Here is a 23,782-nt window from a genome sequence, read left to right on the forward strand (position 1 = left end):
GGTGCTGCCTCCGGTGACCCTGCGACCTGCCCCGCGCCCACCCCGATCCCCGCGGCGACCGCTCGCGCTGGTGGCGGTCCTGCTGCTGGCCCTGCCGCTGCTCACCGGGTGCCTGCGGGCCCAGCTGACCATGGGTGTCTCCTCCAGCGACGAGGTGACCGGGCAGCTCGTGGTCGCGGTGCCCCGGGGCGGCACCGCACCGACCCTGACCGTGCCGCCCGGACTCAGCTCGTCCGTCACCGTGGACCGGTACTCCCAGGACGGCTACAACGGCAGCGTCGTCCGCTTCACCGCCCTCAGCTTCGCCCAGCTGCAGCTGCTGTCCGGGCTCAGCGCCGACGGCGCCGGCGCGTACTCCCTGACCCTGCGGCGCTCCGGGGACATCGTGACCCTCGACGGCACCGTCGACCTCACCAACGTCACCGCGGAGGGCGCCGACGTCACCATCAAGATCAGCTTCCCGTCCCCGGTCACGACCACCAACGGCAGGCCCGACGGCACCAAGGGCATCACCTGGACCACGGCCGCGGGCGGCACCCTGAAGGTGGGCCAGAGCAACCAGCTGCAGGCCTCGGTCCGCTACGACGACCCCACCACCCGCAGCTTCACCCAGTGGGCGCTCATCCTCGGCGGCGTCGTCCTCGGGGTGGCCCTGCTCGTCGCCGTGATCGCCGTCATGGCCCGCGACCGCTCCCCCCGGCCGGGCCGGGTCCACCGCTGACCTCCCGGGTGGTGCGGGCCGGCGCGCTGCTCGCCGTCGCCGGAGCGGTGCACGCGCGGACCAACCGCAGGCTGCTGCGCCGGCCGCTCGCCGCACCGCCGCGCTGCGACGAGCAGGTGACGGTGTGCGTGCCGGCCCGCGACGAGGAGCGCACCGTGGGTCTGCTGCTCGGGGACCTCCGCCGCCAGGTCGGCGTGCCCCGGCTGCGCGTGCTCGTCCTGGACGACGACTCCACCGACGCCACGGCCGCCCGCGCCCGGGCCGGCGGCGCCCAGGTCACCTCGAGCCACGGTCCGCCCGCGCCCGGGTGGCTGGGCAAGCCGGCCGCCTGCCACCGCCTCGCCGAGCTGGCCCGGGAGGGGCGCACCCCGGACGTTCTCGTCTTCGTCGACGCGGACGTCCGGCTGGCCCCGCACGCCGTGGCTGCGTCCGTCGAGCTGCTCCGGCGGCACCGGCTGGCCCTGGTCAGCCCGTGGCCGACCCAGCTCGCCGGGTCGGTGGCCGAGCGCCTGGTGCAGCCGCTGCAGCAGTGGAGCTGGCTGACCACGCTGCCGCTGCGCGTGGCCGAGTTCTCCCGGCGCCCCTCACTGGCCGCCGCCAACGGCCAGCTCCTCGTGGTCGACGCCGCCGCCTACGCCGGTGTCGGGGGCCACGGGGCCGTCGCGGCCGAGGTGGTGGAGGACGTGGCCCTGGCCCGCGCCCTGCGGCGCGCCGGGCACCGCACCGCCCCGGCGGACGGCTCGACCCTGGCGCGCTGCCGGATGTACGACGGCGCGCGGGAGGTGCGGGACGGCTACGGCAAGTCGCTGTGGACGGCCTTCGGCTCCCCGGCCGGGTCGGCGGCCGTGCTGGCGCTGCTCGGTCTCACCCAGGTCCTGCCGGCCGTGGCGGCGCTCGCGGGCTCCGGCCGCACCCGCGCCTGGGGCCTGCTCGGCTGGGCGGCCGGGGCCGACTCGCGCGCCACCGCCGCGCGCACCGCGGGCACGCCCGGGTGGCCGGACTCGGTGGCCCAGCCCGTCTCCGTGCTGGTCCTGGCCGCGCTCACCGTGCACTCCCACCGGGGGCACCGCCGGGGCGCGCTGACCTGGAAGGGCCGTCAGCTCCCCTGACGCCGCACCGCGAGCGCCAGCTGCCCGCCGCCCACCACCGCGAGCCCCACACCCACCAGCCCGGTGACCCGGCCCAGGTCCAGCCCCGCGAAGGCCAGGCCCACCACCACCAGGATCGTGCGCGTCGGCCGCTCCCACACCGTCAGCGCACCCAGCCGACCCGTGCGGGCGCGCCAGGCCTCCGGGACGAGGGTCAGCACCGCGAGGACGGCCGCGGCCCACCACGGCACCCCGGCCCCCAGCACGAGGGCCACCCACCACGCCAGCTCGGAGACCCGGTCGCAGGCGGAGTCCAGCGCACGGCCGTAGGAGGACACCCGGTCCGTCCGCAGCGCAACGGCCCCGTCGAGCCCGTCGAGCAGCACGCTCACGAGGACCGCCGCCACGGCCCAGCCGAGCAGTCCCGCACCCGCCAGGACGGGCACGACCAGGGAGAACAGCAGCCCCGCGGCCGTCACGGCGTCCGGCGGCACCCGCAGCGCCACCAGCGGGCGGCAGGCCAGGTCGACCACCCGCAGCCACCCGCGCACGAAGGGCACCTCGTCCGGGTCGATCCCGTGGTGGCCCTGCGACCAGTCCGCCCGCTCAGGCACGGGCGGTCGCGAGCCCCAGCCTGCCGAGCACCTCGCGCGTGGCCCGGGCGAAGTTGAGCGTGTAGAAGTGCAGGCAGGGCACGCCCTCGGCGATCAGCCGCTCGGCCAGCTCGGTGGCCACCTGCACGCCCACCTCGCGCACGGCCTCACGGTCCTCGGTCTCCCCGGTCCCGGCCGCCCGCTCCAGGCGCTCGACCACCTCGGGGGGCACCTGCTGCCCGGACAGCTCGGCCATCCGGTGCACCGAGCGCAGCGAGGTCACCGGCATGATCCCGGGCACGATCGGCTTGGCGCCCTGCTCGGCGTCCACCGCCACCACGCGGTCGCGCAGCCGCAGGTAATCCTCGGCCCGGAAGAACATCTGGGTGATCGCGTAGTCGGCACCGGCGCGCAGCTTCTCCACGAAGTGCACGGCGTCGGTGTCGAGGTCCGGCGAGCGGTGGTGGCCCTCGGGGAAGGCGGCCACGCCCACGGTGAAGTCGCCCAGACCGCGCAGCAGGGCCACCAGCTCGGCCGCGTGCTCGACACCCTCGGGGTGGCGCTGCCAGCTGCCCAGCGGGTCGCCCGGCGGGTCGCCGCGCAGGGCCAGCACGTTGCGGATCCCGGCGTCGGCGTAGGCGCCGACCACGCTGCGGATCTCCTCGACGGAGTGGTTCACCGCCGTGAGGTGCGCCACCGGCAGCAGGGTGGTCTCCCGGGCGAGACGGCCGGTGATGCGCACCGTGCGGTCCCGGGTGGAACCTCCGGCGCCGTAGGTCATGGAGACGAACGCCGGGTCCAGCTGCTCCAGCTCGCGGACGGTACGCCACAGCTGGGCCTCGCCTGCCTCGTCACGGGGCGGGGAGAACTCCACCGAGAACCGGGTGCGGCCCTCACCCATCCGCTGCAGCACCGACGGGGGCTCGGTCGTCGACGGGGCTTCTCTGGTGCTGGTCACGCCGGGAGCATAAGTGCGCCACCCGGGCGGCGCCCCGTGCTGCGGCGTGCCGGTGCTCACCGTCCCGCGCCGTGCGACCGGCACCCGCCCCCCCTACGGTGGGGCCATGATCGTGCCCGCACTGCCGGAGGCCGTGGCGGCGGAGCTGTCCTCGTTCTTCGACTCCCGTCGCGCTTCCACCACCCGCGTCGACCCGCTGTTCTGCTCGGCCGTCGCCGAGCTGGAGCGCTTCGTGCTGCGCGGCGGCAAGCGCGTGCGCCCCGCCTTCGCCTGGTGGGGCTGGCGGGGGGCGGGCGGCGACCCGAGCGGTACGGACGCCCCTGCGGTGCTCCGGGCGTGCGCCGCGCTCGAGCTCATCCAGGCCTGCGCCCTGGTCCACGACGACCTCATGGACGCCTCCGCCACCCGCCGCGGCCACCCCACCGTGCACGTGGCCTTCGCCCGCCACCACCAGGAGCAGGGCTGGCGCGGCGACTCCGACCGCTTCGGGCTGGCCGCCTCGGTGCTGCTGGGCGACCTCGCGCTGGCCTGGGCCGACGACATGCTCCGGGGCGCCGGGCTGGGTGCACCGGCCCTGCAGCGGTGCGTGCCGGTGTGGGAGGCCATGCGCACCGAGGTGCTCGGCGGGCAGTACCTCGACGTGCTGACCGAGGTGCGCGGTGACGAGAGCCCCGAGGCCGCCCTGCGCACGGCCCGGTTCAAGACCGCGGCGTACACCGTCGAGCGCCCCCTGCACCTGGGGGCTGCCCTGGCCGGCGCCCCCGAGGACGTCGTGGACGCCTACCGCGCCTTCGGCACCGACGTGGGCGTGGCCTTCCAGCTCCGCGACGACCTGCTGGGCGTGTTCGGCGACCCCGCGGTGACCGGGAAGCCCGCCGGTGACGACCTGCGGGAGGGCAAGCGCACGCTGCTGCTGTCCTTCGCGCTGCGCACCGCCGACGAGAAGGACTCGCCCGCCGGGGCTGCGCTGCGGTCCGGGCTGGGTCGCGACCTGGAGCCCTCGGAGGTCGACGAGCTGCGCGAGCACCTGGTGCAGCTGGGTGCGGTCACCGCGGTGGAGCACCGCATCGCCGAGCTCACCCAGCGCGGGCTCGCGGCCCTGGACGCGGCGCCGGTGGAGCCGACGGCGCGCGCCGAGCTGCACGCCATGGCCCGCGCCGCCACCGAGAGGACCTCCTGATGGCCCGCGCCCTGCGCACCGTGTCCGGCCCCACCGACCACGTCGTCGTCGTCGGGGCAGGGCTGTCCGGGATGGCCGCGGCCCTGCACCTGCTCGGCGCCGGTCGCCGCGTCACCGTGGTCGAGCGGGGCGACCAGGTCGGCGGGCGGATGGGCCGCACGGAGGTCGACGGGTTCGCCATCGACACCGGCCCCACCGTGCTCACCATGCCGGACCTGTTCGACGAGGCCCTGGGGGCGGTGGGTCGCTCCCTCGGCGAGATGGTCACCCTCACCAAGCTCGACCCCGCCTACCGCGCGCGCTACGCCGACGGCAGCCACCTCGACGTGCACAGCGACCCCGACGCCATGGAGGCCGAGCTGCGGGAGAAGGCCGGGGCCCCGACGGCCGCGGGCTACCGCCGGCTGCGCGCCTGGCTGACCGAGCTCTACGACGTCGAGATCGGCCGCTTCATCGGCTCCAGCTTCGACTCCCCGCTGGACATGGTGTCCTCGCGCGCCGCCCTGAGCGACGTGGCCCGGCTGGCCCGCCTCGGCGGCTTCGGCCGGCTGGGGCCCAAGGTCGCGAGCTTCCTGCCCGACGAGCGCGCCCAGCGGCTGTTCTCCTTCCAGGCGCTCTACGCGGGGCTCCCCCCGCAGTCGGCGCTGGGGGCCTACGGCGTCATCGCCTACATGGACACCATCGCCGGGGTGTACTTCCCCCAGGGCGGGATGCACGCCGTGGCCCGCGCGATGGGCGAGGCCATCACCGGGGCGTCCGGCGAGATCCGGCTCGGCACCGAGGCGACCCGCCTCGAGCGCGCCGGGGACCGCGTCACCGCCGTGCACACCGCCGACGGCGAGCGGCTGGCCTGCGACACCGTCGTGCTCACCGGCGACCTGCCGCTGACCGACGCGCTCCTCGGGCACCCGCACCGCAGGCGCGCCGGCACGCGGTGGGCGCCGTCCTGCGTCGTGGTGCACGGCTCCGTGCCCAGCGACGTGGCCGCGGGCTGGCCGGAGCCGGCCCACCACACCATCGACTTCGGCGCGGCGTGGGAGCAGACGTTCGACGAGATCATCGCCAAGCCCGGCCGGGGCCGGCTGATGAGCGACCCGTCCCTGCTGGTCACCCGGCCCACGCACACCGACCCGTCCCTCGCACCGGAGGGCCAGGAGCTCTGCTACGTCCTGGCACCGTGCCCGAACCTGGAGGCTGCCCCGCTGGACTGGGAGACGGTCGGCCCGGCCTACCGCGACGAGGTGCTCCAGGTCATGGAGGGTCGCGGGTGGACCGGCATCGCCGAGCACTTCACCCCGCGCGACCTGGTGACCCCGGCGAGCTGGGCCGAGCAGGGGATGGGCGCGGGCACCCCGTTCTCCGCGGCCCACACCCTCGCCCAGACGGGTCCGTTCCGGCGCGGCAACCTGGTGCCCGGGCTGACCAACGCGGTGCTCGCCGGCTGCGGCACCACCCCCGGGGTGGGCGTGCCCACCGTGCTCATCTCCGGACGGCTGGCCGCGCAGCGGGTCACCGGGGGCTAGACCGGCGCGCGGGCTGCGACACAGGTCGGTCACGGCGGAGGTCCGCGACCCGGTCGCGCGCCCGGGGTGGGGCATGATGGAGGGTGATGTCCGCAACCACGACGGCGCCCGCCCGGGGGGCCGACACCCGCAGCAGGGCCGCCTCCTTCGTGCGCGGCCCCGCCGGTCGGCCCGCCCTGCTGGGCGTGGTGGGCAGCGCCCTCATCACCCTTGCCTCCCCGGGCGCGGGTTCGCTGCGGGTCACCGACCCGTTCCTCGAGCGGCTCAACCTGTCGTGGATGCGCTTCGGGCACGGCCAGCAGCTGTCCATGGCGCTGCTCTACCTGGGTGTCGGGCTCATGCTGCTGGCCTGGGTGCGGGTGGGGCGGCTCGTGCTCGCGGAGCGGATCAGCGCGGCCGGGCTGCGGACCACCATCGCCGCCTGGGTCGTGCCCATGCTCGTCGCCTCACCCATCTACAGCCGCGACGTCTACTCCTACCTCGCCCAGGGTGCCCTGCTGCGCGACGGGTTCGACCCCTACGCCGTGGGACCGGTGGTGAACCCCGGCCCGCTGCTGGACAACGTCAGCAGCATCTGGTCCACCACGCCCGCGCCGTACGGCCCGGTGTGGCTGCTCGTGGCGGACGGCGTCACCCGGATCACCGGGGACAGCGTGGTCTGGGGCACCGTGCTCATCCGGCTCACCATGCTGCCCGGGCTGGCCATGCTCGTCTGGGCCCTGCCGCGGCTGGCGGGCCACCTCGGCGGCAGGGCCGGTGCCGCGGTGTGGCTCGGGGCCATGAACCCCCTGGTGCTCGTGCACCTGGTGGGCGGCGTGCACAACGAGATGCTCATGGTCGGGCTGATGGCCGCCGGGGTCGCCCTCGCCCTCGACCGCGAGCACGTCGCCGGCATCGCCGTGATCGCCCTGGCCGTCGGGGTCAAGGCCTCCGCAGGACTGGCGCTGCCCTTCGTCGTGTGGATCTGGGTGGCCCACCTGCGCGAGCAGCACGCGGCCCGCGAGGGCACGTCCGGGGAGGCACCGCTGCTGCCGCTGCTGGTGCGCACCTCCGCCGCCGGGGCCGCAGTGTTCGTGGCCGTGTTCGCCGTCGCCTCGCTGGTCGCCGGGGTGGGCATCGGCTGGTTGAGCGCGCTGGCCGGCTCCAGCAAGATCGTGAACTGGCTCTCCGCCCCGACCGCGGTGGCGCAGCTCCTCGGCCCCTCCACCTCCTGGCTCACCGGCTGGGGCAGCGACCGGCTGCTCCCCGTCACCCGCCTGGTGTTCGCCGCGCTGCTGGTCGTGGTCCTCGTGGTGGTGTGGTGGCGCAGCCGTCGCACGTCCACCGACGCGGTCCGTGGCCTCGCCGTCGCCCTCATCGCCGTCGTGGTGCTCTCCCCCGCGGCGCTGCCCTGGTACTACTCGTGGCCGCTGGCCTTCCTCGCCCCGCTGGCCTGGAGCCCGCGGGCGCTCGGCGTCCTCGCGGGGGTGTCCACGTGGCTGCTGCTGATCTTCCGACCGCCGGGCAACATGGGCCTGTACAGCCCGTTCGACCTGGTCGTCGGCACCGCCGTCGCGGTGCTCGTCGCGGTCTCCCTGGTCCGGGTGGACCCGCTGCACCTGCGCGCCCGGCCCGCCGCCGCCGAGCCCGGGCGCGACGGGACCCCGGCCGCCACGTCCGCCTGAACGTCCCGCGCCACGCCCACCCCCGACCTCCCGATCCCTCGACCCAGGAGCCCCGCCGTGCCCTCGTCCACCGTCGTCGCCGACGCCCTCACCCGGGCCAGTCGCACGCGGTGGTTCCGGGTGCTGGCCGCGGTCGGCGCGCTCGCCGTGCTGGTCTCCTACCTGTTCCACCCCACGGCGTACCGGATCGACCTCGAGGTCTACCGCGCCGGCGGCCGGGCGTGGCTCGACGGCATCGACCTCTACGCCCAGCCGTTCCCCACCCAGATCGGCCACCCGCTCGCGTTCACCTACCCGCCCATCTCGGCGGTCATCCTCAGCCCGCTGGCCTGGTTGCCGCTGAGTGCCGCCAACGCCGTCTGGGCCGTGCTCACCCTGGCCCTCGTGGTCGCCACCCTGGTGGTGGTGCTGCAGCTGGTCGGGGTGCGCGCCCGGAGCCCGCAGTGGTGGTGGCTGCTCACCGCCGCCTTCGCCCTCACCGCCCGGCTGGAGCCGATCCGCTCGACCATGGGCTACGGGCAGGTCAACGTGATGATCATGGCGCTGGTCGCGGCGGACTGCCTGCTCCCGCGCACGCCGTGGCCGCGGGGCTCGCTCGTCGGCCTCGTCGCCGCCATCAAGCTCACCCCGGCCGTGTTCGTCCTCTACTTCCTCGTCCGCAAGGACTACCGGTCCGCCGCCACGGCCGCGGCCAGCGGTGCGCTGGTCACCGCCGCCGGCTTCGTCCTCGCCCCGTCGGACTCCGTGCAGTACTGGACCACCTCGATCTTCGAGACCGACCGGATCGGCCAGCTCACCTACGCCTCCAACCAGAACATCCAGGGCGTGCTGGCCCGCGCCGGGCTCACCGGCACCGCTACCTCGATCCTGTGGGTGCTGCTCTCCCTGGTCACCGTCGCCGTCGGGTTCCAGGCCATGCGGCGGGCCCAGCGCGCCGGTCTGCCCGCCCTGGTGCTGGTGCTCAACGGCGTGGTCGGCCTGCTCGTCTCCCCGGTCTCGTGGTCGCACCACTGGGTGTGGGCCATGCCGGCGCTGCTGGTCCTGGGCCTGGTCGTGCTCGCCACCCGCTCCCGCGCCGCGGCCGTGCTCGGGGTGCTCGGGTTCCTGGTGTTCGCGATCGCCCCCCAGTGGCGCCTGCCCAACGACAACACCAGCGGCGTCGAGATCAGCTGGGCGGTGTGGCAGAAGGTCGTCGGCAACGGCTACGTGTGGTGGGGCGCAGCCCTGCTCGTGGTGTGTGCCCTGGTCGCCGACCGCTGGGGCACCCCCGCCGTCGCACCGGTTCCGGCCGACGACGCCGAACCCGCCCGGGTCCGGCCCGAGTGAGCGCACTAGAGGGGGGCACCCACCCGTGAGCGCGCGGACCGAGCTCGACGCCGCCGGGGTCCACGATCCCGCCCTGCGTGTCTCCTACACCCGCTGCCGCGCGCTCAACGCCGAGCACGGGCGCACCTACTACCTCGCCACCCGGCTGCTGCCCGCCGCCCAGCGCCCGGCCGTGCACGCGTTGTACGGCTTCGCCCGCTGGGCCGACGAGATCGTCGACGACACCTCCGACCACCGGCCCTGGCCCGTGCGCGCCGCGGAGCTCGACGCCCTGGAGACCGAGCTGAGGGCCGGGCTCGCAGGCACCCCGTGCACCCACCCCGTGCTCGTCGCGCTCGTCGACACCGCACGCCGGTACGACATCCCGGCCCAGCACTTCTGGGACTTCCTCGCCGCCATGCAGATGGACGCGGTGGGCTCTTCGACCGAGGTGAGCGAGCACGCGAGCTGGGCGTCGCTGATGACCTACGTGCACGGCTCGGCCGCGGTGATCGGGCTGCAGGTGCTGCCCGTGCTGGGCACCGTCGTGCCTCGAGAGGAGGCGGAGCCGCTCGCGGCCGCGCTCGGGGTGGCCTTCCAGCTGACGAACTTCGTCCGCGACGTCGGGGAGGACCTCGACCGCGGCCGGGTGTACCTGCCCGCCGACCAGCTCGCGGCGTTCGGGGTGGACCGGGAGCTCCTCGAGCGCGGCCGCGCCACCGGCGCCACCGACCGACGGGTGCGCGCCGCCCTCGCCCACGTGGTCGCGCACACCCGGGCGGTGTACCGGCGGGCCGAGCCGGGGATCGCCATGCTCGCGCCGACCAGCCGGGCCTGCGTGCGCGCCGCCTTCGTGCTGTACGGCGACATCCTCACCGAGGTGGAGGACGTCGACTACGACGTGCTGGGTCGCCGGGTGGTGGTGCCCCGGCGGCGACGGCTCGCGGTGGCCGGGCCGGGGCTGGCGCGCACGCTCGTGGCGCGGGCCAGGGCCTGAGCGGTCACCTCGCCCCTGAGACCACCCGCCACAGGGGTCACATCGCCATGGCCTGGGCCCGGCGGGTGACCTCCTTGCCACGGTTGCCGTGCAGGGCGGCGATGGGTGAGCCCGGCAGGGTGTCGTCGTCGGTGAACAGCCACCGCACGATCTCCTCCTCGGTGTAGCCGCCGTCGCGCAGCAGGGTGATGGTCGCGGGCAGGCCCTTGAGCACCCGGCCCTCGTCCTCGACGAACACCTCGGGCACCACCGGCACCCGCTTGCGCTTGAAGGCGATGAGGTCGCGGTCGCGGACCATCTGCTCGATCCGCGTGATGGGCACACCCATGCGCTGGGCGGCCTCCTTGAGGGTGATGACGACGACATCCTCGGGCAGCACGTCCTCGAGGTACGGGATTCCACTCACCCGCACAGGCTATCGGCGGCAGGCCGCGCCGGTCGCACCGCGCCACCCGCCGGACGCTGCTGCCGGATGGGAGGAACCGAGGACGGGGTCGGCGGCGTCTGAGACGATGGCGGAGGTTCGGCAACGACGGGGGGCACCAGATGACACAGCCGCAGACCAACGCGCAGCTCGCCTACAGCCTGAGCGCAGTCTCGAGCAACCTACGTCAGATCCAGTCTGGTCTCGCGAGCGGCGAGCTGAGGATGGACGACCAGGTCGGTCCGACGTTGTCCGCCGCTCTCGAAGCTGCGGCGACCAGGACGGCGACGCTCCTCTACCAGGTGGCAACCATCTCCACCCCTGCGCATCTCGGTGCGAATGCCGTCTCGACGTCGATGACCGGGAAGTTCGTGCACAGGGCAACCGGCGACGGAGCTGCGCTGGCGCCGATGCTGAAGCAGTACCAAGGTGCTCTGGTGCAGGCGAAGAGCGCGGTGGACGCGGCCCTGGCCAACTTCAGGGCCACCGACGGATCCATCTCGTCCGACCTGGCCGGACGTTGACTCACGTCAAGGCTGCCCTGGTGGCAGGCACAGCTTGCCTGCTTCTCTCGTCCTGCACAGCCACGGAGGGTGGAACGCCAGTGGCGGCGTCACCACCGGCCAGCACGTCGGTTTCGACACCCGCCGCCACCACCACGACGGCGTCGTCGCCGGCGTCGACCTCCGTGGGTGGGTCGCTCAACGGCGTTGACCCCTGCGGGGTCCTGACTCCATCGTCGCTCCCGTCGGCGTGGGGCACCTTGACCGTCGATGCCGACCCCGCGGTCCAGCTGGGCGACGGGGCCTGCGACCTCTCGAACCAGAGGACCGCCCTAGCCGTCGGCGTCACGCTGTACCTCGGTCCTGGCCGAGGAGTCCAGTCCTTGATCACGACGATCTCCGCTCCCGTCCTGGACTCCGTCATCGCTGGGCGCCCGGTGAAGATGTACGACGACGCTGCCGCAACCGGAACGTGCGGCATCCTGTTCGACTTCGGGCCCGACCAATCAATCACCGTCGCCGCGTCGCCTCCCGTGGACAACTCGCTCAAGGCATGTGACGTAGCGACCACTGCGGCCACGGCAATGGCGCCCAACCTCCCGCCGAGCTGAGGAGAGCTCTCGTGACGAGTCCCACGCCCCCCGCCGAGACGTCCGCGCCCGCGCTCTACACGACGGTGGAGTCCGACAAGGACATCGCGGCTGCGTCGGCCGCGTACGCAGGGTCGTCCATCATCGCGCCGATCATGACGGCCATCGATCGCATCGTGCAGACCTCCCAGAACGCGGGTCTCGCGCAGTCCGTCACCATGGGTAGTGACCGGGTGCTCGAGCCCGTCAACTGGGACGGGCAGTCCCACCAGCAGATGTGGAACGGGGTGCACGATCAGAACGACCCGTCCTCAGGTGCGAACCAGGGTGCCGCCTGGGTGGAGATAGGCAACGTGCTCGCCGAGCTCAACGGTGATCTGGCCACCGCGGTGAGCGCCACGATCGGTGGCTGGCAGGGCGACGGTGGCAGTGCTGCGCGTGCGGCCGTCCTGGGGCTCGCCCAGTGGGGTGGACAGTCCGCCCAGGCTGCGCAGTACATGGGTAGCCAGCTGTCCGACCAGACGGATGGCGCGAGCACCGCCAAGAACGCCATGCCGGAGCCGGACAGCTACGACGCCCAGCAGGTGTTCACCCAGACCTACACCTCGTCCGTGCACGACACGCGCCAGCTCTACGCGGCCAACCCCACCGACGACGGCACGGTCACCGAGCCGACCGAGGCCGACGGGCTGCAGGCCGCCAGCGCCGCGAACGCTGCGGTGGCAGCACGAGCCGAGCAGTCCGAGGCCAAGCGCCAGCAGGCCATCCAGGTGATGAGGACCTACGAGACGACGTCCACCGGCGTGGACGAGAGCACGCCGGTCTTCGCACCGCCGCCGGACGAGGTCAACGGGAACAGGAACAGCGGATCGTCCTACTCGAGCACGCCCGTGAGCGTGCACAGCGCCGGTTACGTCGCGCCGACGGGAGCCACGCTTGCACCCACCGGAGGTGGGTTCGTCGCGGTGGGCACGCCCGGCGGCACCGTCTCCCCCACGGGCAGCCCGATCGCGGGGAGTGGCGGGGTGTCGACCCCCGTCGGGTCCAGCGGTCCCGCTGGCCAGCTGCTCGAGGGTGGCCGCAGCGTGGGCGCCTTCGGCGGTGCCGGTACCCCCTCCAGCGCGGCGGGATCATACGGGCCCGGCGGTGCCGGCGGTGCCGGCGCGAACGGGTTCTCCCGCGGCGGCGGAGCCCGGGCCGGCGGCGGCATCGCCGGTGCTCCCGTGCCGATGGGTGGCGTGTCCGGCGACCAGGCGCGCTCGAACCGCGCCTACGGCCCTGGCCTGCGCTACGGCGGTCAGGGCGGCACCGGCCTGGCCGGACGCAGCGGGATCGAGTCCCCCGCAGGACGCGGCGGAGCCGGTCGCGGTGCGGCGGGCGAGGGGGCGGGACCCCGTGCCGGCGGATCTGCGGCGGGCGAGGGATCCGGACCCCGCCGTGCGGGCGCCGCGGGTGCAGGAGCAGCCGGTGCGGGCGCGCCCGGCCGCGCCGGAGCGTCCGGGGCGAGCGGCGCCGGAGGCCGCGGCACGGGAGCGAAGGGCGAGGAGGACGGCGAGCACGAGACGCCGGACTACCTCAAGACCATCGACCTCTTCGGCACCACCCAGGTCGTGGCTCCGGCCGTGATCGGGGAGCAGTGAGCACCGAGCTGCTCCCGGCCCCGGAGATCACGCCGACCATCAGCCTCCTCGAGGCCGACGTGCTCAGGGAGCTCCTCGGCATCAGCGCCTTCCCCTACCCGCTGGACGTCCCCTCCCACGGGGCAACCCTGGCGAACCGGAGGGTGCTGCGCAGCGACGCCCTCGCCAGCCTCACCGCACGAGGGCTGGCCGACGGTGAGCACCCCGTGGGCGACCTGGCCGACGACCTGCACGTGCTGGGCCGCCCCGACCTTGCCGTCGACTGCGTCTACCACCCGGGCGGGGACGCGCAGATCGTGCGTGCCCTGGTGGCCAGCCGCGGCAGCCGGGCCGTCGCCGCGGTGCTGACCCCCGACGGGCTGCACCTGCACCCCTGCCGGACCACCGCCCTGGCGCACGAGGTGGTGGGCGTCCTGCCCCCGGGCACCGCCGGGACCGGGCTCGGCATGACGGTGCCCGCCGACGTGCTCGACGCCGCCGCGGGTGCTGAGGCTGCCGGTGGTCCGCGGGCAGGACTCGCGCACCTCACGGCGAACGGGGTGTCCCCCGTCGACGCCACGCTCCTGCGCACGGTGTTCACGGGCCGGCGGCGCGGCGGGCAGATCGGCTGCGTCCGCACCACCGACACCGTGGCGCGCACCAGCGTGGTCCGTTCCCCGGAGATGATCAGCTGGGTCGACTCCACCACCGGCCGCTACATGACGGTGACGGGCGTCGGGACCAACCCCGTGGTCTCCCTCGTCCCGGTGGACGACGCCCGGTTGCTGCGCCGCATCGGGGAGCTCGTCGCCGGCGCCTGAGACGGCCCCCACCGGTCCCCGCTCGGTACCCTCGGGTGTGGTCGGTCGTCGGGGGCAGGAGGTGCACGGGTGAGCGGGACAACGGACCTGCTCGGCGAGCTGCTCGAGGGCCGCTACCGGATCGACTCCCCCATCGCGCGCGGCGGCATGTCCACCGTGTACCGGGGCCTCGACACCCGCCTCGACCGTCCGGTCGCGGTCAAGGTCATGGACCCCGCCTACGCCGGTGACCCGGAGTTCCTCTCCCGCTTCGCCTTCGAGGCCCGGGCCGTGGCCCGGCTGAGCCACTCCGGTCTCGTCGCGGTGCACGACCAGGGCAGCGACCGCGGCCACGCGTTCCTCGTGATGGAGCTGGTCGAGGGCGGCACCCTGCGCGAGCTGCTCCGCGAGCGCGGTGCCATGCCCCCCGAGGTGGCGCTGTCGGTGCTCGAGCCCGTTCTCGCCGCGCTGTCCACGGCCCACCGGGCCGGGCTCGTGCACCGTGACGTCAAGCCCGAGAACGTCCTCGTCGCCGACGACGGCACGGTGAAGGTCGCCGACTTCGGGCTGGTGCGCGCGGTGGCCGCCGCCGGGCACACGGCGAGCAACGTCATCCTCGGCACCGCGGCGTACCTGTCGCCCGAGCAGGTCACCACCGGCGCGGCCGACGCCCGCAGCGACGTCTACGCCGCCGGGATCCTGCTGCACGAGCTGCTCACCGGGTCGCCGCCCTACACCGGGGACACCGCGCTGTCGGTGGCCTACCAGCACGTCAACAGCACCGTCCCCGCACCGTCCAGCACGGTGGCGGGCCTGCCCGCCGAGCTCGATGCGCTCGTGGCCACCGCCACCGACCGGGACCCGCAGCACCGCTACCGCGACGCCGGTCAGATGCTCGGGGAGGTGCTGGCCGTGCGCCGGGCCCTCGGCCTGCCCCGGGTGCGGGTGCCCACCCCGCAGCGCTCCGCAGAGCACGCCAGCCACGGGCGACCGGGCGCAGCGGCGAGCCCCGTCCAGCACACCCGGGCACTCACCGGGCTGGTGCCACGCCTGCCGGGCGCGGACACCCTGCAGCCCGAGGACACCGACCGCGTCCCCACCGTCAACGCCTACCAGGCGCAGCGGCGGCGGTCGCGGCGCGCCGGGCTCGTGTGGTTCGTGGTGGTAGTGGTCCTGGCCGCCGCCGTCGGCGTGGGCGCGTGGTGGCTCGGCAGCGGCCGGTTCACCAACGTCCCGGAGATCACCGGGCTGGACAAGGCCCAGGCGGAGCAGGTGCTCACCGCGGCCCACCTCGACGCGGTGCTGCAGAGCGGCTACGACGACGCCGGTGCGGTGGACCGGGTGCTCGACGCGCAGCCCACCGCCGGCGCGAAGGTCGAGCGGGGCTCCGACGTCGTCGTCACCGTGTCGCTCGGAAGGCCGACGGTGCCCGAGGTGGCCGTGGGCACCGCGCAGGCCGCCGTCGAGCAGCGGCTGAGCGCCTCGACCCTGCGGCCGACGGTCGGCCCCGGCGCCTACGACGACGCGGTGCCGGAGGGGACGCTGCTGGCGCTGCAGCCGCCGGCGGGCACCACGGTCACCGTGGGCTCCGGGGTCACCCTGACGCTGAGCCAGGGCCCCGCCCCCGTCGCCGTCCCCGACGTCACCGGCCGGGGCGCGGCCGACGCCAGGGCCGCGCTCACCTCGGCCGGTCTCACCGCCGGCACCACGTCCACCGCCTTCAGCCCGACCGTGGCCGGCGGCGCGGTGGTGAGCACCGCGCCCGCGGCCGGGGCCGTCTCCCGGCGGGGCACGGCCGTCGACCTCGTCCTGTCCTCCGCTCTGACCGTGCCGGACGTGACCGGTCAGAGCACCGAGCGGGCGCGGGCCACGCTCAGCGCCGCCGGGTTCACCCCGGTCGACGGGGGCAGCACCAGCGAGGGCAGCGCCGACGCGGGTGCCGTGGCCGCCACCTCTCCCGCCGCCGGCACCCTCGTCGACCCCGCGGCCGCGCGGGTGCAGGTGGTGGTCTCCGACCTCGTCACGGTGCCGGGGCTGCGGGGTCGGTCGGTGGGCTCGGCCCGGCAGGCCCTGGAGGCGCTGGGGCTGCAGGTGCGGGTGAGCCAGCTCGTGCCCACCGAAACCTCCCTGGTGCTCAGCCAGGACCCCTCCGGCGGCACCCGGGTGCGACCGGGCAGCACCGTCACCCTCTCCGCGTTCCCCTGACCCCTCCGCGGGGCCAGGTCAGTCGCGCAGCATCTCCGCGACCAGGAACGCGAGCTCGAGGGACTGCTGGGTGTTCAGCCGCGGGTCGCAGGCGGTCTCGTAGCGGCCGGCCAGGTCGGCGTCGGAGATGTCCTGCGCACCGCCCAGGCACTCCGTCACGTCGTCGCCGGTGATCTCCACGTGGATCCCGCCCGGGTGGGTGCCCAGGGCCCGGTGCACCTCGAAGAAGCCCTGCACCTCGTCGACGATGCGGTCGAAGTGCCGTGTCTTGTACCCGGTGGTCGACTCGTGGGTGTTGCCGTGCATGGGGTCGCACTGCCAGATGACCTGGTGACCGGTCGCCTCCACCTTCTCCACGATGGCCGGCAGCACGTCGCGGACCTTGCCGTTGCCCATCCGCGAGACCAGCGTGAGCCGGCCCGCGGTGTTGTCGGGGTCCAGCCGCTCCACGTACTCCACCGCCTGGTCCGGGGTGGTCGAGGGGCCGATCTTGAGGCCGATGGGGTTGCTCAGCAGCTCGGCGAAGGCGATGTGCGCGCCCTCGAGGTCCCGGGTGCGCTCCCCGATCCAGAGGAAGTGCGCGGAGAGGTCGAACAGCCGCGGCACGTCCCCGGAGGTGTCCAGGCGGAGCATGGCCCGCTCGTAGTCGAGCACCAGCGCCTCGTGGCTGGCGAAGATCTCGGCGGCGTGCAGCGAGGGGTCGCTGACCCCGCAGGCACTCATGAAGCGCAGCCCGCGGTCGATCTCCCCGGCCATCTGCTCGTAGCGGGCCCCGGCCGGGGAGCTGCTGACGAACGCTCGGTTCCAGTCGTGGACCTTGTGCAGGTCGGCCATGCCCGAGGCGGTCAGCGCCCGGACCATGTTCATCGCCGCCGAGGAGTTCGCGTAGGCGCGCACCAGCCGGGACGGGTCGTGCCCGCGGACCGAGGCATCGGCCACCAGCGAGTTGATCATGTCCCCGCGGTAGGAGCGCAGGCCCAGGGCGTCGGTGTCCGAGCTGCGGGGCTTGGCGTACTGACCGGCGATGCGGGCCACCTTCACCACGGGCACGGACGCGCCGTAGGTGAGCACCACGGCCATCTGCAGCAGGGTGCGGATGTTGCCCCGGATGTGCGGCTCGGTGTTGTCCACGAACGTCTCGGCGCAGTCCCCGCCCTGGAGCAGGAAGGCCTCGCCCCGGGCGACCTGGGCCAGCTTGGCCTGCAGCGCGTCCACCTCGGAGGAGACCGTCAGCGGCGGCACGCTCTCCAGCACGGTGCGCATGGCGGCGGCCTGGTCGGCCGGCCAGTCGGGCTGCTGCGCCGCCGGCCGGGCCAGGGCGGCGTCCAGCCGGGCGCGCATCTCCTCGGGCAGGGGCGGCAGCTCGGGCAGCGCATCGATGGGCACGTCGACGGTCCAGTTCACGCCACCAGCCTAGGTGCTGGGCGTGAACGCTCAGCCCCGGCCCGCGTGCGCCTCGACCGCCCGGAACTTCGCGAGGTTGTGGCGGGCGTCGGCGAGCGCGTCGTGCGCGTCGTCGGGGGCAGGGGGCAGCTCCGGGGAGCCGGCGTCCTCCCACCGCTGGCGCAGCTCCCGGGTGAAGCGCGGCAGCGCCCGCGGCAGGGCCGGCATCGCGCCCCACAGCTGGCACAGGGCCACGTGGTCGTAGGCCGCGACCCAGGCCCACAGCTCCACCGGGGAGCCGTCGGTGTGGGCCGTGCAGAACTCCAGCAGGTCGGTGCGGATGCGCTCGCGGCTGCGCCAGGACTGCGAGGACAGGTGCGGCAGCTTGGGCAGCACGTTGGCCCGCACCCACTTCCCGGCCCGCTCCGGGTCGAACTCGGTGGACACCGCGTACAGCTCGCGGCCGTCCTCGGCCACCACGCCGATCGAGACGAGCTCGATGGTGGTGCCGTCCTCGATGAACTCGCAGTCGTAGAAGTAGCGCACGGAGACCGACCCTAGGCGCCACGGCCGGCGCCCTGCCGTGCCACCATGGACGGCGTGGCACTCCTGGCTGGCGCCGAGCCCTTCGTTGCCGAGGGCACGCCGGACGCGCCCGGGGTGCTGCTGTGCCACGGGTTCACCGGCACCCCGCAGAGCATGCGGCCCTGGGGCGAGCACCTCGCGGCCGAGGGCTTCGCCGTGCGCTGCCCCCGGCTGCCCGGGCACGGCACCCGCTGGCAGGAGATGAACACCACCCGCTGGCCGGACTGGTACGCCACGCTCGAGGCCGAGCTCGACGTCCTCGTGGCCCGGGGTCGTCCCGTCCTGGTCTTCGGCCTGTCCATGGGCGGCACCCTGGCCCTGCGGCTGGCCCAGCAGCGCCCCGAGGTGGCCGGGCTCGTGCTGGTGAACCCCTCGCTGCGCACCGAGCGGCGCGACGCCCCGCTGCTCCCCCTGCTCTCCCGCCTGGTGGGCTCGGTGGCGGGCGTGGCCGGCGACATCGCCGCCCCCGGCGTCACCGAGGTCGGCTACGACCGGACCCCGCTGAAGGCGGCCGCCTCGCTGCTCGAGCTGTGCGGCGTGGTCCGCGCCGACCTCGGGACCGTGCGCGTGCCGGTGCTGCTCTACCGCTCGCGGGTCGACCACGTGGTGGACCCGAGCAGCGCGCTGGCCCTGCACGCCGGGCTGGGCACGGCCGACCTCACCGAGGTGGTGCTGGAGAACAGCTTCCACGTGGCCACCCTCGACGTGGACGCCCCGCTGATCTTCACGGGCAGCGTCGAGCTGGCCCGCCGGGTGGCCGGGTGACCGTCCCACCGCCGGAGCCGCCGCCCAGCGGAGAGCCCCCCGCCCGTCGCTCCCAGGAGCCCACCGACAGCGAGGTCGACGCCTCCTTCGCCGCGCTGGTGGCCGGCTGGGGTGACGCGACCCCCGAGTGGCCGGTCGTGGCCGAGCCCACCCCGCCACCCGCTCCGGCCGCGGAGCCGGAACCGGCCGCGGAGCCGGAACCCGACGCGGAGAGCGAGGACGAGGGCCACTACGACCCCCCGGAGCCACCACCGGTGCCCGCCCCGCACCGCGCGACGGTCGGCGCCCTCGCGCTCATCGCGCTCGGGGCCTTCCTGCTGGTGGCACCCGGGGTGATCGGTCTCTCGAGCGCCACGGGGTTCACCCTGGCCCTGCTCTCCATCACCGGCGGGCTCGCGTGGCTGCTCGCCCGGTTGCGCCCCGGTCCGCCCGCCGACTCCGGCTGGGACGACGGCGCGCAGATCTGAGCGCCGCGACCGGGATCGGGCTCAGCCCCGCGCGAGCTCCGCGCGGGCCAGGTCGGCTGCACCCACGAGCCCGGCTGCCGCGCCCAGCTGTGCCGTGCGGATGCGGGCGGGCGGCCGGTGCCCCGCCCCGGTGAGGCGGCGCACGTAGTGCTCACGGGCCTCGTCGAGGAACAGCGGGGCCGAGCCGCCCACCCCCCCGCCCACCACGACGAGGTCCGGGTCGTAGACGTCGCTGACCAGCGCGAGGCCCCGGCCGAGCCACAGCGCGAGGTCGGCCACCGCGGCCTGCGCCACCGGGTCGCCGTCCCGGGCCGCCCCGACGACCCGCCGCCCGGTCAGCGAGCCGGGTTCGGCGGCGTGCTCCTTGGCCAGCAGCGTCGAGCGGCTGGGGTCGGCGGCCAGCAGCTCCAGCGCGGTGGCCACCAGCGCCGTGCCGCTGCAGTAGCGCTCGAAGCAGCCGCGCTTGCCGCACGGGCAGGAGCGGCCGTCGGGGACCATCCGCAGGTGGCCGAGCTCGGGAGCCACGCCGTGCGCCCCCCGGTAGAGCCGACCGTCGACGAGCAGGGCCGCACCGATGCCGGTGCCGATGGCGACCATGACGACGACGTGGCCGCCGCGGGCGGCGCCGAAGCGGTGCTCCGCCCAGGCAGCGGCGTTGGCGTCGTGCTCGAGGACGACGGGCAGGCCGAGGCGCTGGTGCATCCGGGCGGCCACCGGCGCGTCCCGCCACGGCAGGTGCGGGGCGAAGCGGACCCCGGCCCGGTCCGGGGTCACGAACCCCGCCACGGCCAGGCCCACCGCGGCCACGGGGTGTCGCAGGGACAGCTCGGCGACGGCGCGGTGCAGACCGTCCTCCAGGGCCCGCGGCGAGCTCGGGGTGGGCGCCTCCACCGTGTCGATGACCTGGCCCTCGACGTCGACCACACCGGCGCGGATGTTCGTGCCACCGACGTCGATGCCCACCGTCAGCACGCTCACCGGGCGCCGTCTGTCCGCCGCACGGGGATGCGCAGGACCTGCACCGGTGCCGGCTCGGCCGGCGCCGGGTGTCCCGCGGCGTGCGCTCCCCCGTCGTGCTCCTCGAGCAGGGTGCGCACCGCGATGAGCACCCCGCTGCCCTGCTCGGCGAGCCGGCGGCCGAGCTCGGTGCTCTCGCCGCGCAGCCCCGCCACCAGGGCGCACACCGGACACCACCCGCAGGCGTCGGCGGCCGAGGCGGCCGGCTGCTGCGCGGCCGTCACCAGCCACGGCTGCACCTTCTCCAGCAGTGCCTCGGCCAGCGCGCGGAGCTCCGCGGTCAGCTCCGTCGCGTGGGGGCCCGGGGTGGTCACCGCGACCACAGCCCCGGGTCGGGCCGGAACCGCACGAGCAGCGCGGCTGCCGTCACCTCGGCGTCGACCACGGTGCAGCGGCGCAGCACGGGCGCCAGGGGCACCCGGCGCCGCGAACCCCCCACGGTGACGAGCAGGTCGTCCTCCACGCGGGCGAGCTCCACCGCGGCGTCGTGCACCAGGGGCAGGTCCAGGCGCCACGCGTACACCGACTCCAGGCCCGTGCCGGACTCGAGCACCACCGTGGGTGCGGGGGCGGAGCCGGGGACGTCCTCGAGCACCGGGCCGTCGCCGTAGAGGTCCGCGGCCACCGCCGAGAGCTCGGCCGTGCCCACCGGTTCCGCGGCGCGGTGGGCGACGGTGGTGCTGGTGGTGCCGGCCGGGAGCTGGGCGGCCAGCGCGGCGAGCACGGTGGCCTGCTCGGCCACCCGGGTGCGCAACCACTCCCACGCCGGGTCGGTGGAGCGCCCGCGGGACCGCGGGGCCGGCAGCACGCGGTTGGCGACCACCCCGTCCACCCGCAGGCCGTGCAGCGCCAGGGCGGTGAGCGTGCGGGTGGTCTCGGCCAGGACCACGCGCTCCGGGGTGAGCACGAGGCGGACAGTGGTGCGGCGGGGGTCGGTGAGCAGGGCGCGCACAGCGGTGGTCTCCTCCTCGAACCTGTCCACGGCCGCCGCGGCCCCGGCGAGGTCACCCCCCGGGCGGCCGAGCGCGGCGTGCACCACCCGGCGGTGCCGCGGCCACACCCGGTGCAGGTAGCCGGCGACGGCCTCGGGCAGCGCGAGCATGCGCAGCGTCTCGGCGGTGGGACCGCAGTCGAGCACGAGCACGTCCCACAGCCCGTCCTGCGCCAGGCGACGCACCTCCGACAGCGCCACCAGCTCCTCCACCCCCGGCAGGACGGTGAGCTCCTCGGCCGCGAGCCCCCCGACCCGGGCTCCCGCGGACGCCCCTGCCCCGGTGAGCCCGGCCAGCGCGCCCCGCAGGCCGTCCCACTGCCGCTCCACCAGGGCCCTCGCGTCCAGCTGGAGGCCGAACAGTCCGGGCTCGACCTCGCGCGGGGCGGGGCCGAGCGGGTGGTCGAGGGCGTCGGCGAGCGAGTGGGCCGGGTCGGTGGAGCACACGAGGACCTTCTGGCCCTGCTCGGCCAGGCGCACGGCACTCGCCGCAGCGAGGGTCGTCTTGCCCACGCCGCCCTTGCCCGTGAACAGCAGGACCCGCACGTGTCTCCCCGCACCTGGTGCTCCGGCGCCGGTCGGCGGCGGAAGGTGCGACCCTACCGCCGTGGCGCGGGCGGCGACCGGGCCGCCGTGGCTCAGCCCTCGACGCGCTTCTTCAGCTCCTTGAGCGCCGTGTCGGTGATGACCTTCTCCGCCTTGCGCTTGAACATCCCGATGAGCGGGATGTTGAGGTCCACCCGCAGCCGGTAGGTGACCTCGGTCCCGTCCCCGGACGGCGCCAGCGTGTAGGAGCCGCGCTGGGACTTCTGCATCTGCCCCTTGACCAGCTCCCAGCTGACGGCGCTGCCGTCCGGCGCCCAGGTGTAGGCCAGCTCGTAGGTGTCCTTGACCGGTCCCGCGTCCAGCACGAAGCGCACCCGCTGCCCCCGGCCGTCGGGTGCCGACTCCAGCACCTCGGCGACCTTCACCGCACCCGCCCACTCGGGGTACGCCGGGAAGTCGGCGATGACGGCCATGACGTCCACCGCCGGCGCTGCGACGACGATCGACTGGGTGGTCTCCTCTGCCATGGGCGCGACGCTACCGCTCGCGCCGCGCCGCGCCGCCTACAGGTGCAGCACGTGCGGGGTGCCGGTGCGCTGGAAGTGGCCCACGTTGACGCACTCGGTGCGGCCCACCCGCACCCTCCGGACCAGGGGCTGGTGCACGTGCCCGTGCAGCGCGAACCGGGGCGCGGTGGCTCGCACGTGCGCGAGCAGGGCGGCCGAGCCGGGCTCGCGGCGCCGGGCCCGCACGTCGAAGCACAGCTCGGCCACCGCGGGCGGACCGTGCGTCCCGAGCAGGTCCACCGGCCCCAGCGCGTCGAGGGCGGCCGCGAAGTCCTCCTCGGTGCGCAGGTAGGGCCGCCACACGCCGCTCGCCGCGGACGGCATGCCGGCGGGCAGGCACAGCCCGCCGACCAGCCCCAGCCGCGGTCCTCCCGGCCCCAGCTGCACGCTGGACCCGTCCAGCACGGTCACCCCGTCCCCGGCGAACTCCGGCCACAGGTGCGGGAGGTCCACGTTGCCCGGGGTGGCCCACACCGGGGAGCCCAGCGCCGCGAAGAGCCGGGTGTACTGCTCGCGGACGGCGTGCTCGATCTGCGCGGCGGGGTCGTCCACGGTGCCCATCACGGTGCGCACCCACGCCCCGGCCTCGCCCGGCGCCCCCGATCGGCGCAGCTCGGCGAAGTGGGCCACCCGCTCGGGGCCGAGCAGGGCGCCGAGGATCCCGCCGCCGTGGTCGTGGTAGTCCACGAGGTCGACCAGGTCGCCGAGCACGACCAGGCCGTCGGCCCCGTCCGAGGCCCGGGCCAGCGCGTCGACGTTGCCGTGCACGTCGGCGACCACGTGCAACCTCATGCCGGGTGCAACCTCATGCCGGGTGCAACCTCATGCCGGGTGCAACCTCATGCCGGGCCCGACCTCACGCGTCCACCGCGGCCGGGGGCTCCCCTGCGGGCCGGCCCGCCTCCAGGTCCGCCTTGAGCTCGAAGGCGACGGCCTTGGCCTGCCGACGCCGCCGTCCCAGCTCGCTGCCGACGTCGGCCCCGTCGGGCAGCTCCGAGCGCAGGAACAGGTGCAGCACGGTGCCGTCCAGCACCGGCTCGAGCCAGATCTCCAGGGTGCCCCGCAGGGCCCCGTCCACCGTCCACCGGACGCCCTGCGGGCCACGGTCGTGCGCCACGGTCAGCCGCAGGTCCGGCCACCACCGCCGCCACCGGCCCGGCCCGGCGATCCGGGCAGCCACGGCGGCGGGCGGCGCGGCCAGGAAGGTCTCGTCCACCACGTCCAGTGCCCTCACGGGTCCAGCGTCACACACCCGTTCCGCACCGCAGCAGGGTGCCTGCCCGCAGCGCGGC

At 75.2% G+C, this 23,782-nt stretch carries 25 protein-coding genes; 14 read left to right on the top strand and 11 right to left on the bottom strand.

Features of this window, described 5'->3' with window-relative positions; translation table 11 throughout:
* Position 1 precedes the first annotated feature (1 nt).
* Positions 2 to 721, top strand: a complete 720-nt coding sequence (locus RHODO2019_RS09910) for a DUF3153 domain-containing protein (RefSeq protein ID WP_265381648.1) — start codon at positions 2 to 4, stop codon at positions 719 to 721.
* Between the two features lie 8 nt (positions 722 to 729).
* The gene (locus tag RHODO2019_RS09915) at positions 730 to 1,830 is read left to right on the top strand and encodes a glycosyltransferase family 2 protein (RefSeq protein ID WP_435532106.1); all 1,101 of its coding nucleotides are present in this window, start codon (positions 730 to 732) and stop codon (positions 1,828 to 1,830) included.
* Here RHODO2019_RS09915 and RHODO2019_RS09920 read toward each other — a convergent pair.
* Together RHODO2019_RS09920 and metF are read right to left on the bottom strand one after the other, a co-directional pair.
* On the bottom strand, positions 1,818 to 2,423 hold the full coding sequence (locus tag RHODO2019_RS09920) for a CDP-alcohol phosphatidyltransferase family protein (protein WP_265381650.1): 606 nt from the start codon (positions 2,421 to 2,423) through the stop codon (positions 1,818 to 1,820). The two genes, RHODO2019_RS09915 and RHODO2019_RS09920, sit on opposite strands and share 13 nt — an antisense overlap.
* Positions 2,416 to 3,303, bottom strand: a complete 888-nt coding sequence (metF, locus tag RHODO2019_RS09925; protein ID WP_265384718.1) for a methylenetetrahydrofolate reductase [NAD(P)H] — start codon at positions 3,301 to 3,303, stop codon at positions 2,416 to 2,418. Before metF ends, RHODO2019_RS09920 begins: the two co-directional genes overlap by 8 nt.
* Positions 3,304 to 3,466: 163 nt before the next feature.
* Between metF and RHODO2019_RS09930 the strand changes: the two genes are divergently transcribed.
* The 5 genes from RHODO2019_RS09930 to RHODO2019_RS09950 all read left to right on the top strand — a co-directional run bounded on the left by RHODO2019_RS09930 (position 3,467) and on the right by RHODO2019_RS09950 (position 10,029).
* Positions 3,467 to 4,540: a polyprenyl synthetase family protein gene (locus RHODO2019_RS09930; RefSeq protein WP_265381651.1), complete on the top strand. Its 1,074-nt coding sequence runs from the start codon at positions 3,467 to 3,469 to the stop codon at positions 4,538 to 4,540.
* The gene (gene crtI, locus RHODO2019_RS09935; RefSeq protein WP_265381652.1) at positions 4,540 to 6,063 is read left to right on the top strand and encodes a phytoene desaturase family protein; all 1,524 of its coding nucleotides are present in this window, start codon (positions 4,540 to 4,542) and stop codon (positions 6,061 to 6,063) included. The genes RHODO2019_RS09930 and crtI overlap by 1 nt, the downstream gene beginning before the upstream one ends.
* Positions 6,064 to 6,149: 86 nt before the next feature.
* Positions 6,150 to 7,727 carry an alpha-(1->6)-mannopyranosyltransferase A gene (locus RHODO2019_RS09940; protein WP_265381653.1) on the top strand — a complete coding sequence of 526 codons (1,578 nt, stop codon included), beginning with the start codon at positions 6,150 to 6,152 and terminating at the stop codon, positions 7,725 to 7,727.
* Between the two features lie 57 nt (positions 7,728 to 7,784).
* On the top strand, positions 7,785 to 9,053 hold the full coding sequence (locus tag RHODO2019_RS09945) for a glycosyltransferase 87 family protein (protein ID WP_265381654.1): 1,269 nt from the start codon (positions 7,785 to 7,787) through the stop codon (positions 9,051 to 9,053).
* Positions 9,054 to 9,078: 25 nt separating this feature from the next.
* Complete coding sequence (locus RHODO2019_RS09950; protein WP_265381655.1) at positions 9,079 to 10,029, top strand: phytoene/squalene synthase family protein; 951 nt, start codon at positions 9,079 to 9,081, stop codon at positions 10,027 to 10,029.
* A 37-nt stretch (positions 10,030 to 10,066) separates the two neighbouring features.
* On the opposite strand, the gene RHODO2019_RS09955 is transcribed toward RHODO2019_RS09950, so the two are convergent.
* A complete protein-coding gene (locus RHODO2019_RS09955; RefSeq protein ID WP_265381656.1) occupies positions 10,067 to 10,435 on the bottom strand; it encodes an Rv2175c family DNA-binding protein in 369 nt (122 codons plus the stop codon).
* 140 nt (positions 10,436 to 10,575) lie between these two features.
* Between RHODO2019_RS09955 and RHODO2019_RS09960 the strand changes: the two genes are divergently transcribed.
* The 5 genes from RHODO2019_RS09960 (at position 10,576) to pknB (ending at position 16,170) form a co-directional block, all read left to right on the top strand.
* On the top strand, positions 10,576 to 10,977 hold the full coding sequence (locus RHODO2019_RS09960) for a hypothetical protein (protein WP_265381657.1): 402 nt from the start codon (positions 10,576 to 10,578) through the stop codon (positions 10,975 to 10,977).
* Between the two features lie 80 nt (positions 10,978 to 11,057).
* Positions 11,058 to 11,567: a DUF3558 family protein gene (locus RHODO2019_RS09965; RefSeq protein ID WP_265381658.1), complete on the top strand. Its 510-nt coding sequence runs from the start codon at positions 11,058 to 11,060 to the stop codon at positions 11,565 to 11,567.
* 11 nt (positions 11,568 to 11,578) lie between these two features.
* Positions 11,579 to 13,186 carry a hypothetical protein gene (locus tag RHODO2019_RS09970; RefSeq protein WP_265381659.1) on the top strand — a complete coding sequence of 536 codons (1,608 nt, stop codon included), beginning with the start codon at positions 11,579 to 11,581 and terminating at the stop codon, positions 13,184 to 13,186.
* Entirely contained in the window at positions 13,183 to 13,986 is an 804-nt protein-coding gene (locus RHODO2019_RS09975; RefSeq protein ID WP_265381660.1) for an ESX secretion-associated protein EspG, read from the top strand. Before RHODO2019_RS09970 ends, RHODO2019_RS09975 begins: the two co-directional genes overlap by 4 nt.
* 87 nt (positions 13,987 to 14,073) lie before the next feature.
* Positions 14,074 to 16,170 carry a Stk1 family PASTA domain-containing Ser/Thr kinase gene (gene pknB / locus RHODO2019_RS09980; protein WP_435532216.1) on the top strand — a complete coding sequence of 699 codons (2,097 nt, stop codon included), beginning with the start codon at positions 14,074 to 14,076 and terminating at the stop codon, positions 16,168 to 16,170.
* A gap of 18 nt (positions 16,171 to 16,188) precedes the next feature.
* Here the strand turns inward: pknB and RHODO2019_RS09985 are convergent, their stop codons facing one another.
* Positions 16,189 to 17,574: a class II 3-deoxy-7-phosphoheptulonate synthase gene (locus RHODO2019_RS09985; protein ID WP_265381661.1), complete on the bottom strand. Its 1,386-nt coding sequence runs from the start codon at positions 17,572 to 17,574 to the stop codon at positions 16,189 to 16,191.
* 30 nt (positions 17,575 to 17,604) lie between these two features.
* On the bottom strand, positions 17,605 to 18,099 hold the full coding sequence (locus RHODO2019_RS09990) for a polyadenylate-specific 3'-exoribonuclease AS (protein ID WP_265381662.1): 495 nt from the start codon (positions 18,097 to 18,099) through the stop codon (positions 17,605 to 17,607).
* Positions 18,100 to 18,153: 54 nt separating this feature from the next.
* Between RHODO2019_RS09990 and RHODO2019_RS09995 the strand changes: the two genes are divergently transcribed.
* Positions 18,154 to 18,903 carry an alpha/beta hydrolase gene (locus tag RHODO2019_RS09995; protein ID WP_265381663.1) on the top strand — a complete coding sequence of 250 codons (750 nt, stop codon included), beginning with the start codon at positions 18,154 to 18,156 and terminating at the stop codon, positions 18,901 to 18,903.
* Complete coding sequence (locus tag RHODO2019_RS10000) at positions 18,900 to 19,370, top strand: hypothetical protein (RefSeq protein ID WP_265381664.1); 471 nt, start codon at positions 18,900 to 18,902, stop codon at positions 19,368 to 19,370. Before RHODO2019_RS09995 ends, RHODO2019_RS10000 begins: the two co-directional genes overlap by 4 nt.
* 21 nt (positions 19,371 to 19,391) lie before the next feature.
* Here RHODO2019_RS10000 and RHODO2019_RS10005 read toward each other — a convergent pair whose 3' ends face one another.
* The 6 genes from RHODO2019_RS10005 to RHODO2019_RS10030 form a co-directional block, all read right to left on the bottom strand.
* Entirely contained in the window at positions 19,392 to 20,348 is a 957-nt protein-coding gene (locus tag RHODO2019_RS10005) for an ROK family protein (RefSeq protein ID WP_265381665.1), read from the bottom strand.
* Entirely contained in the window at positions 20,345 to 20,701 is a 357-nt protein-coding gene (locus tag RHODO2019_RS10010; protein ID WP_265381666.1) for a hypothetical protein, read from the bottom strand. The genes RHODO2019_RS10005 and RHODO2019_RS10010 overlap by 4 nt, the downstream gene beginning before the upstream one ends.
* Complete coding sequence (locus tag RHODO2019_RS10015; protein ID WP_265381667.1) at positions 20,698 to 21,924, bottom strand: ArsA family ATPase; 1,227 nt, start codon at positions 21,922 to 21,924, stop codon at positions 20,698 to 20,700. The genes RHODO2019_RS10010 and RHODO2019_RS10015 overlap by 4 nt, the downstream gene beginning before the upstream one ends.
* A gap of 92 nt (positions 21,925 to 22,016) precedes the next feature.
* Positions 22,017 to 22,451, bottom strand: a complete 435-nt coding sequence (locus tag RHODO2019_RS10020) for an SRPBCC family protein (RefSeq protein WP_265381668.1) — start codon at positions 22,449 to 22,451, stop codon at positions 22,017 to 22,019.
* Between the two features lie 36 nt (positions 22,452 to 22,487).
* Entirely contained in the window at positions 22,488 to 23,282 is a 795-nt protein-coding gene (locus tag RHODO2019_RS10025; RefSeq protein ID WP_265381669.1) for a metallophosphoesterase family protein, read from the bottom strand.
* A 64-nt stretch (positions 23,283 to 23,346) separates the two neighbouring features.
* The gene (locus tag RHODO2019_RS10030; RefSeq protein WP_265381670.1) at positions 23,347 to 23,724 is read right to left on the bottom strand and encodes a polyketide cyclase / dehydrase and lipid transport; all 378 of its coding nucleotides are present in this window, start codon (positions 23,722 to 23,724) and stop codon (positions 23,347 to 23,349) included.
* Between the last annotated feature and the right edge of the window lie 58 nt (positions 23,725 to 23,782).

Origin of the sequence: Rhodococcus antarcticus (genome assembly GCF_026153295.1) — a bacterium.
GTDB lineage: Bacteria > Actinomycetota > Actinomycetes > Mycobacteriales > Mycobacteriaceae > Rhodococcus_D > Rhodococcus_D antarcticus.

Excerpts from the sequence above, each read along its gene's own strand:
- metF (WP_265384718.1), bottom strand. The coding sequence starts at position 3,303 with ATGGGTGAGGGCCGCACCCGGTTCTCGGTGGAGTTCTCCCCGCCCCGT.
- RHODO2019_RS09930 (WP_265381651.1), top strand. The coding sequence starts at position 3,467 with ATGATCGTGCCCGCACTGCCGGAGGCCGTGGCGGCGGAGCTGTCCTCG.
- crtI (WP_265381652.1), top strand. The coding sequence starts at position 4,540 with ATGGCCCGCGCCCTGCGCACCGTGTCCGGCCCCACCGACCACGTCGTC.
- RHODO2019_RS09940 (WP_265381653.1), top strand. The coding sequence starts at position 6,150 with ATGTCCGCAACCACGACGGCGCCCGCCCGGGGGGCCGACACCCGCAGC.
- RHODO2019_RS09960 (WP_265381657.1), top strand. The coding sequence starts at position 10,576 with ATGACACAGCCGCAGACCAACGCGCAGCTCGCCTACAGCCTGAGCGCA.
- RHODO2019_RS10020 (WP_265381668.1), bottom strand. The coding sequence starts at position 22,451 with ATGGCAGAGGAGACCACCCAGTCGATCGTCGTCGCAGCGCCGGCGGTG.
- RHODO2019_RS10025 (WP_265381669.1), bottom strand. The coding sequence starts at position 23,282 with ATGAGGTTGCACGTGGTCGCCGACGTGCACGGCAACGTCGACGCGCTG.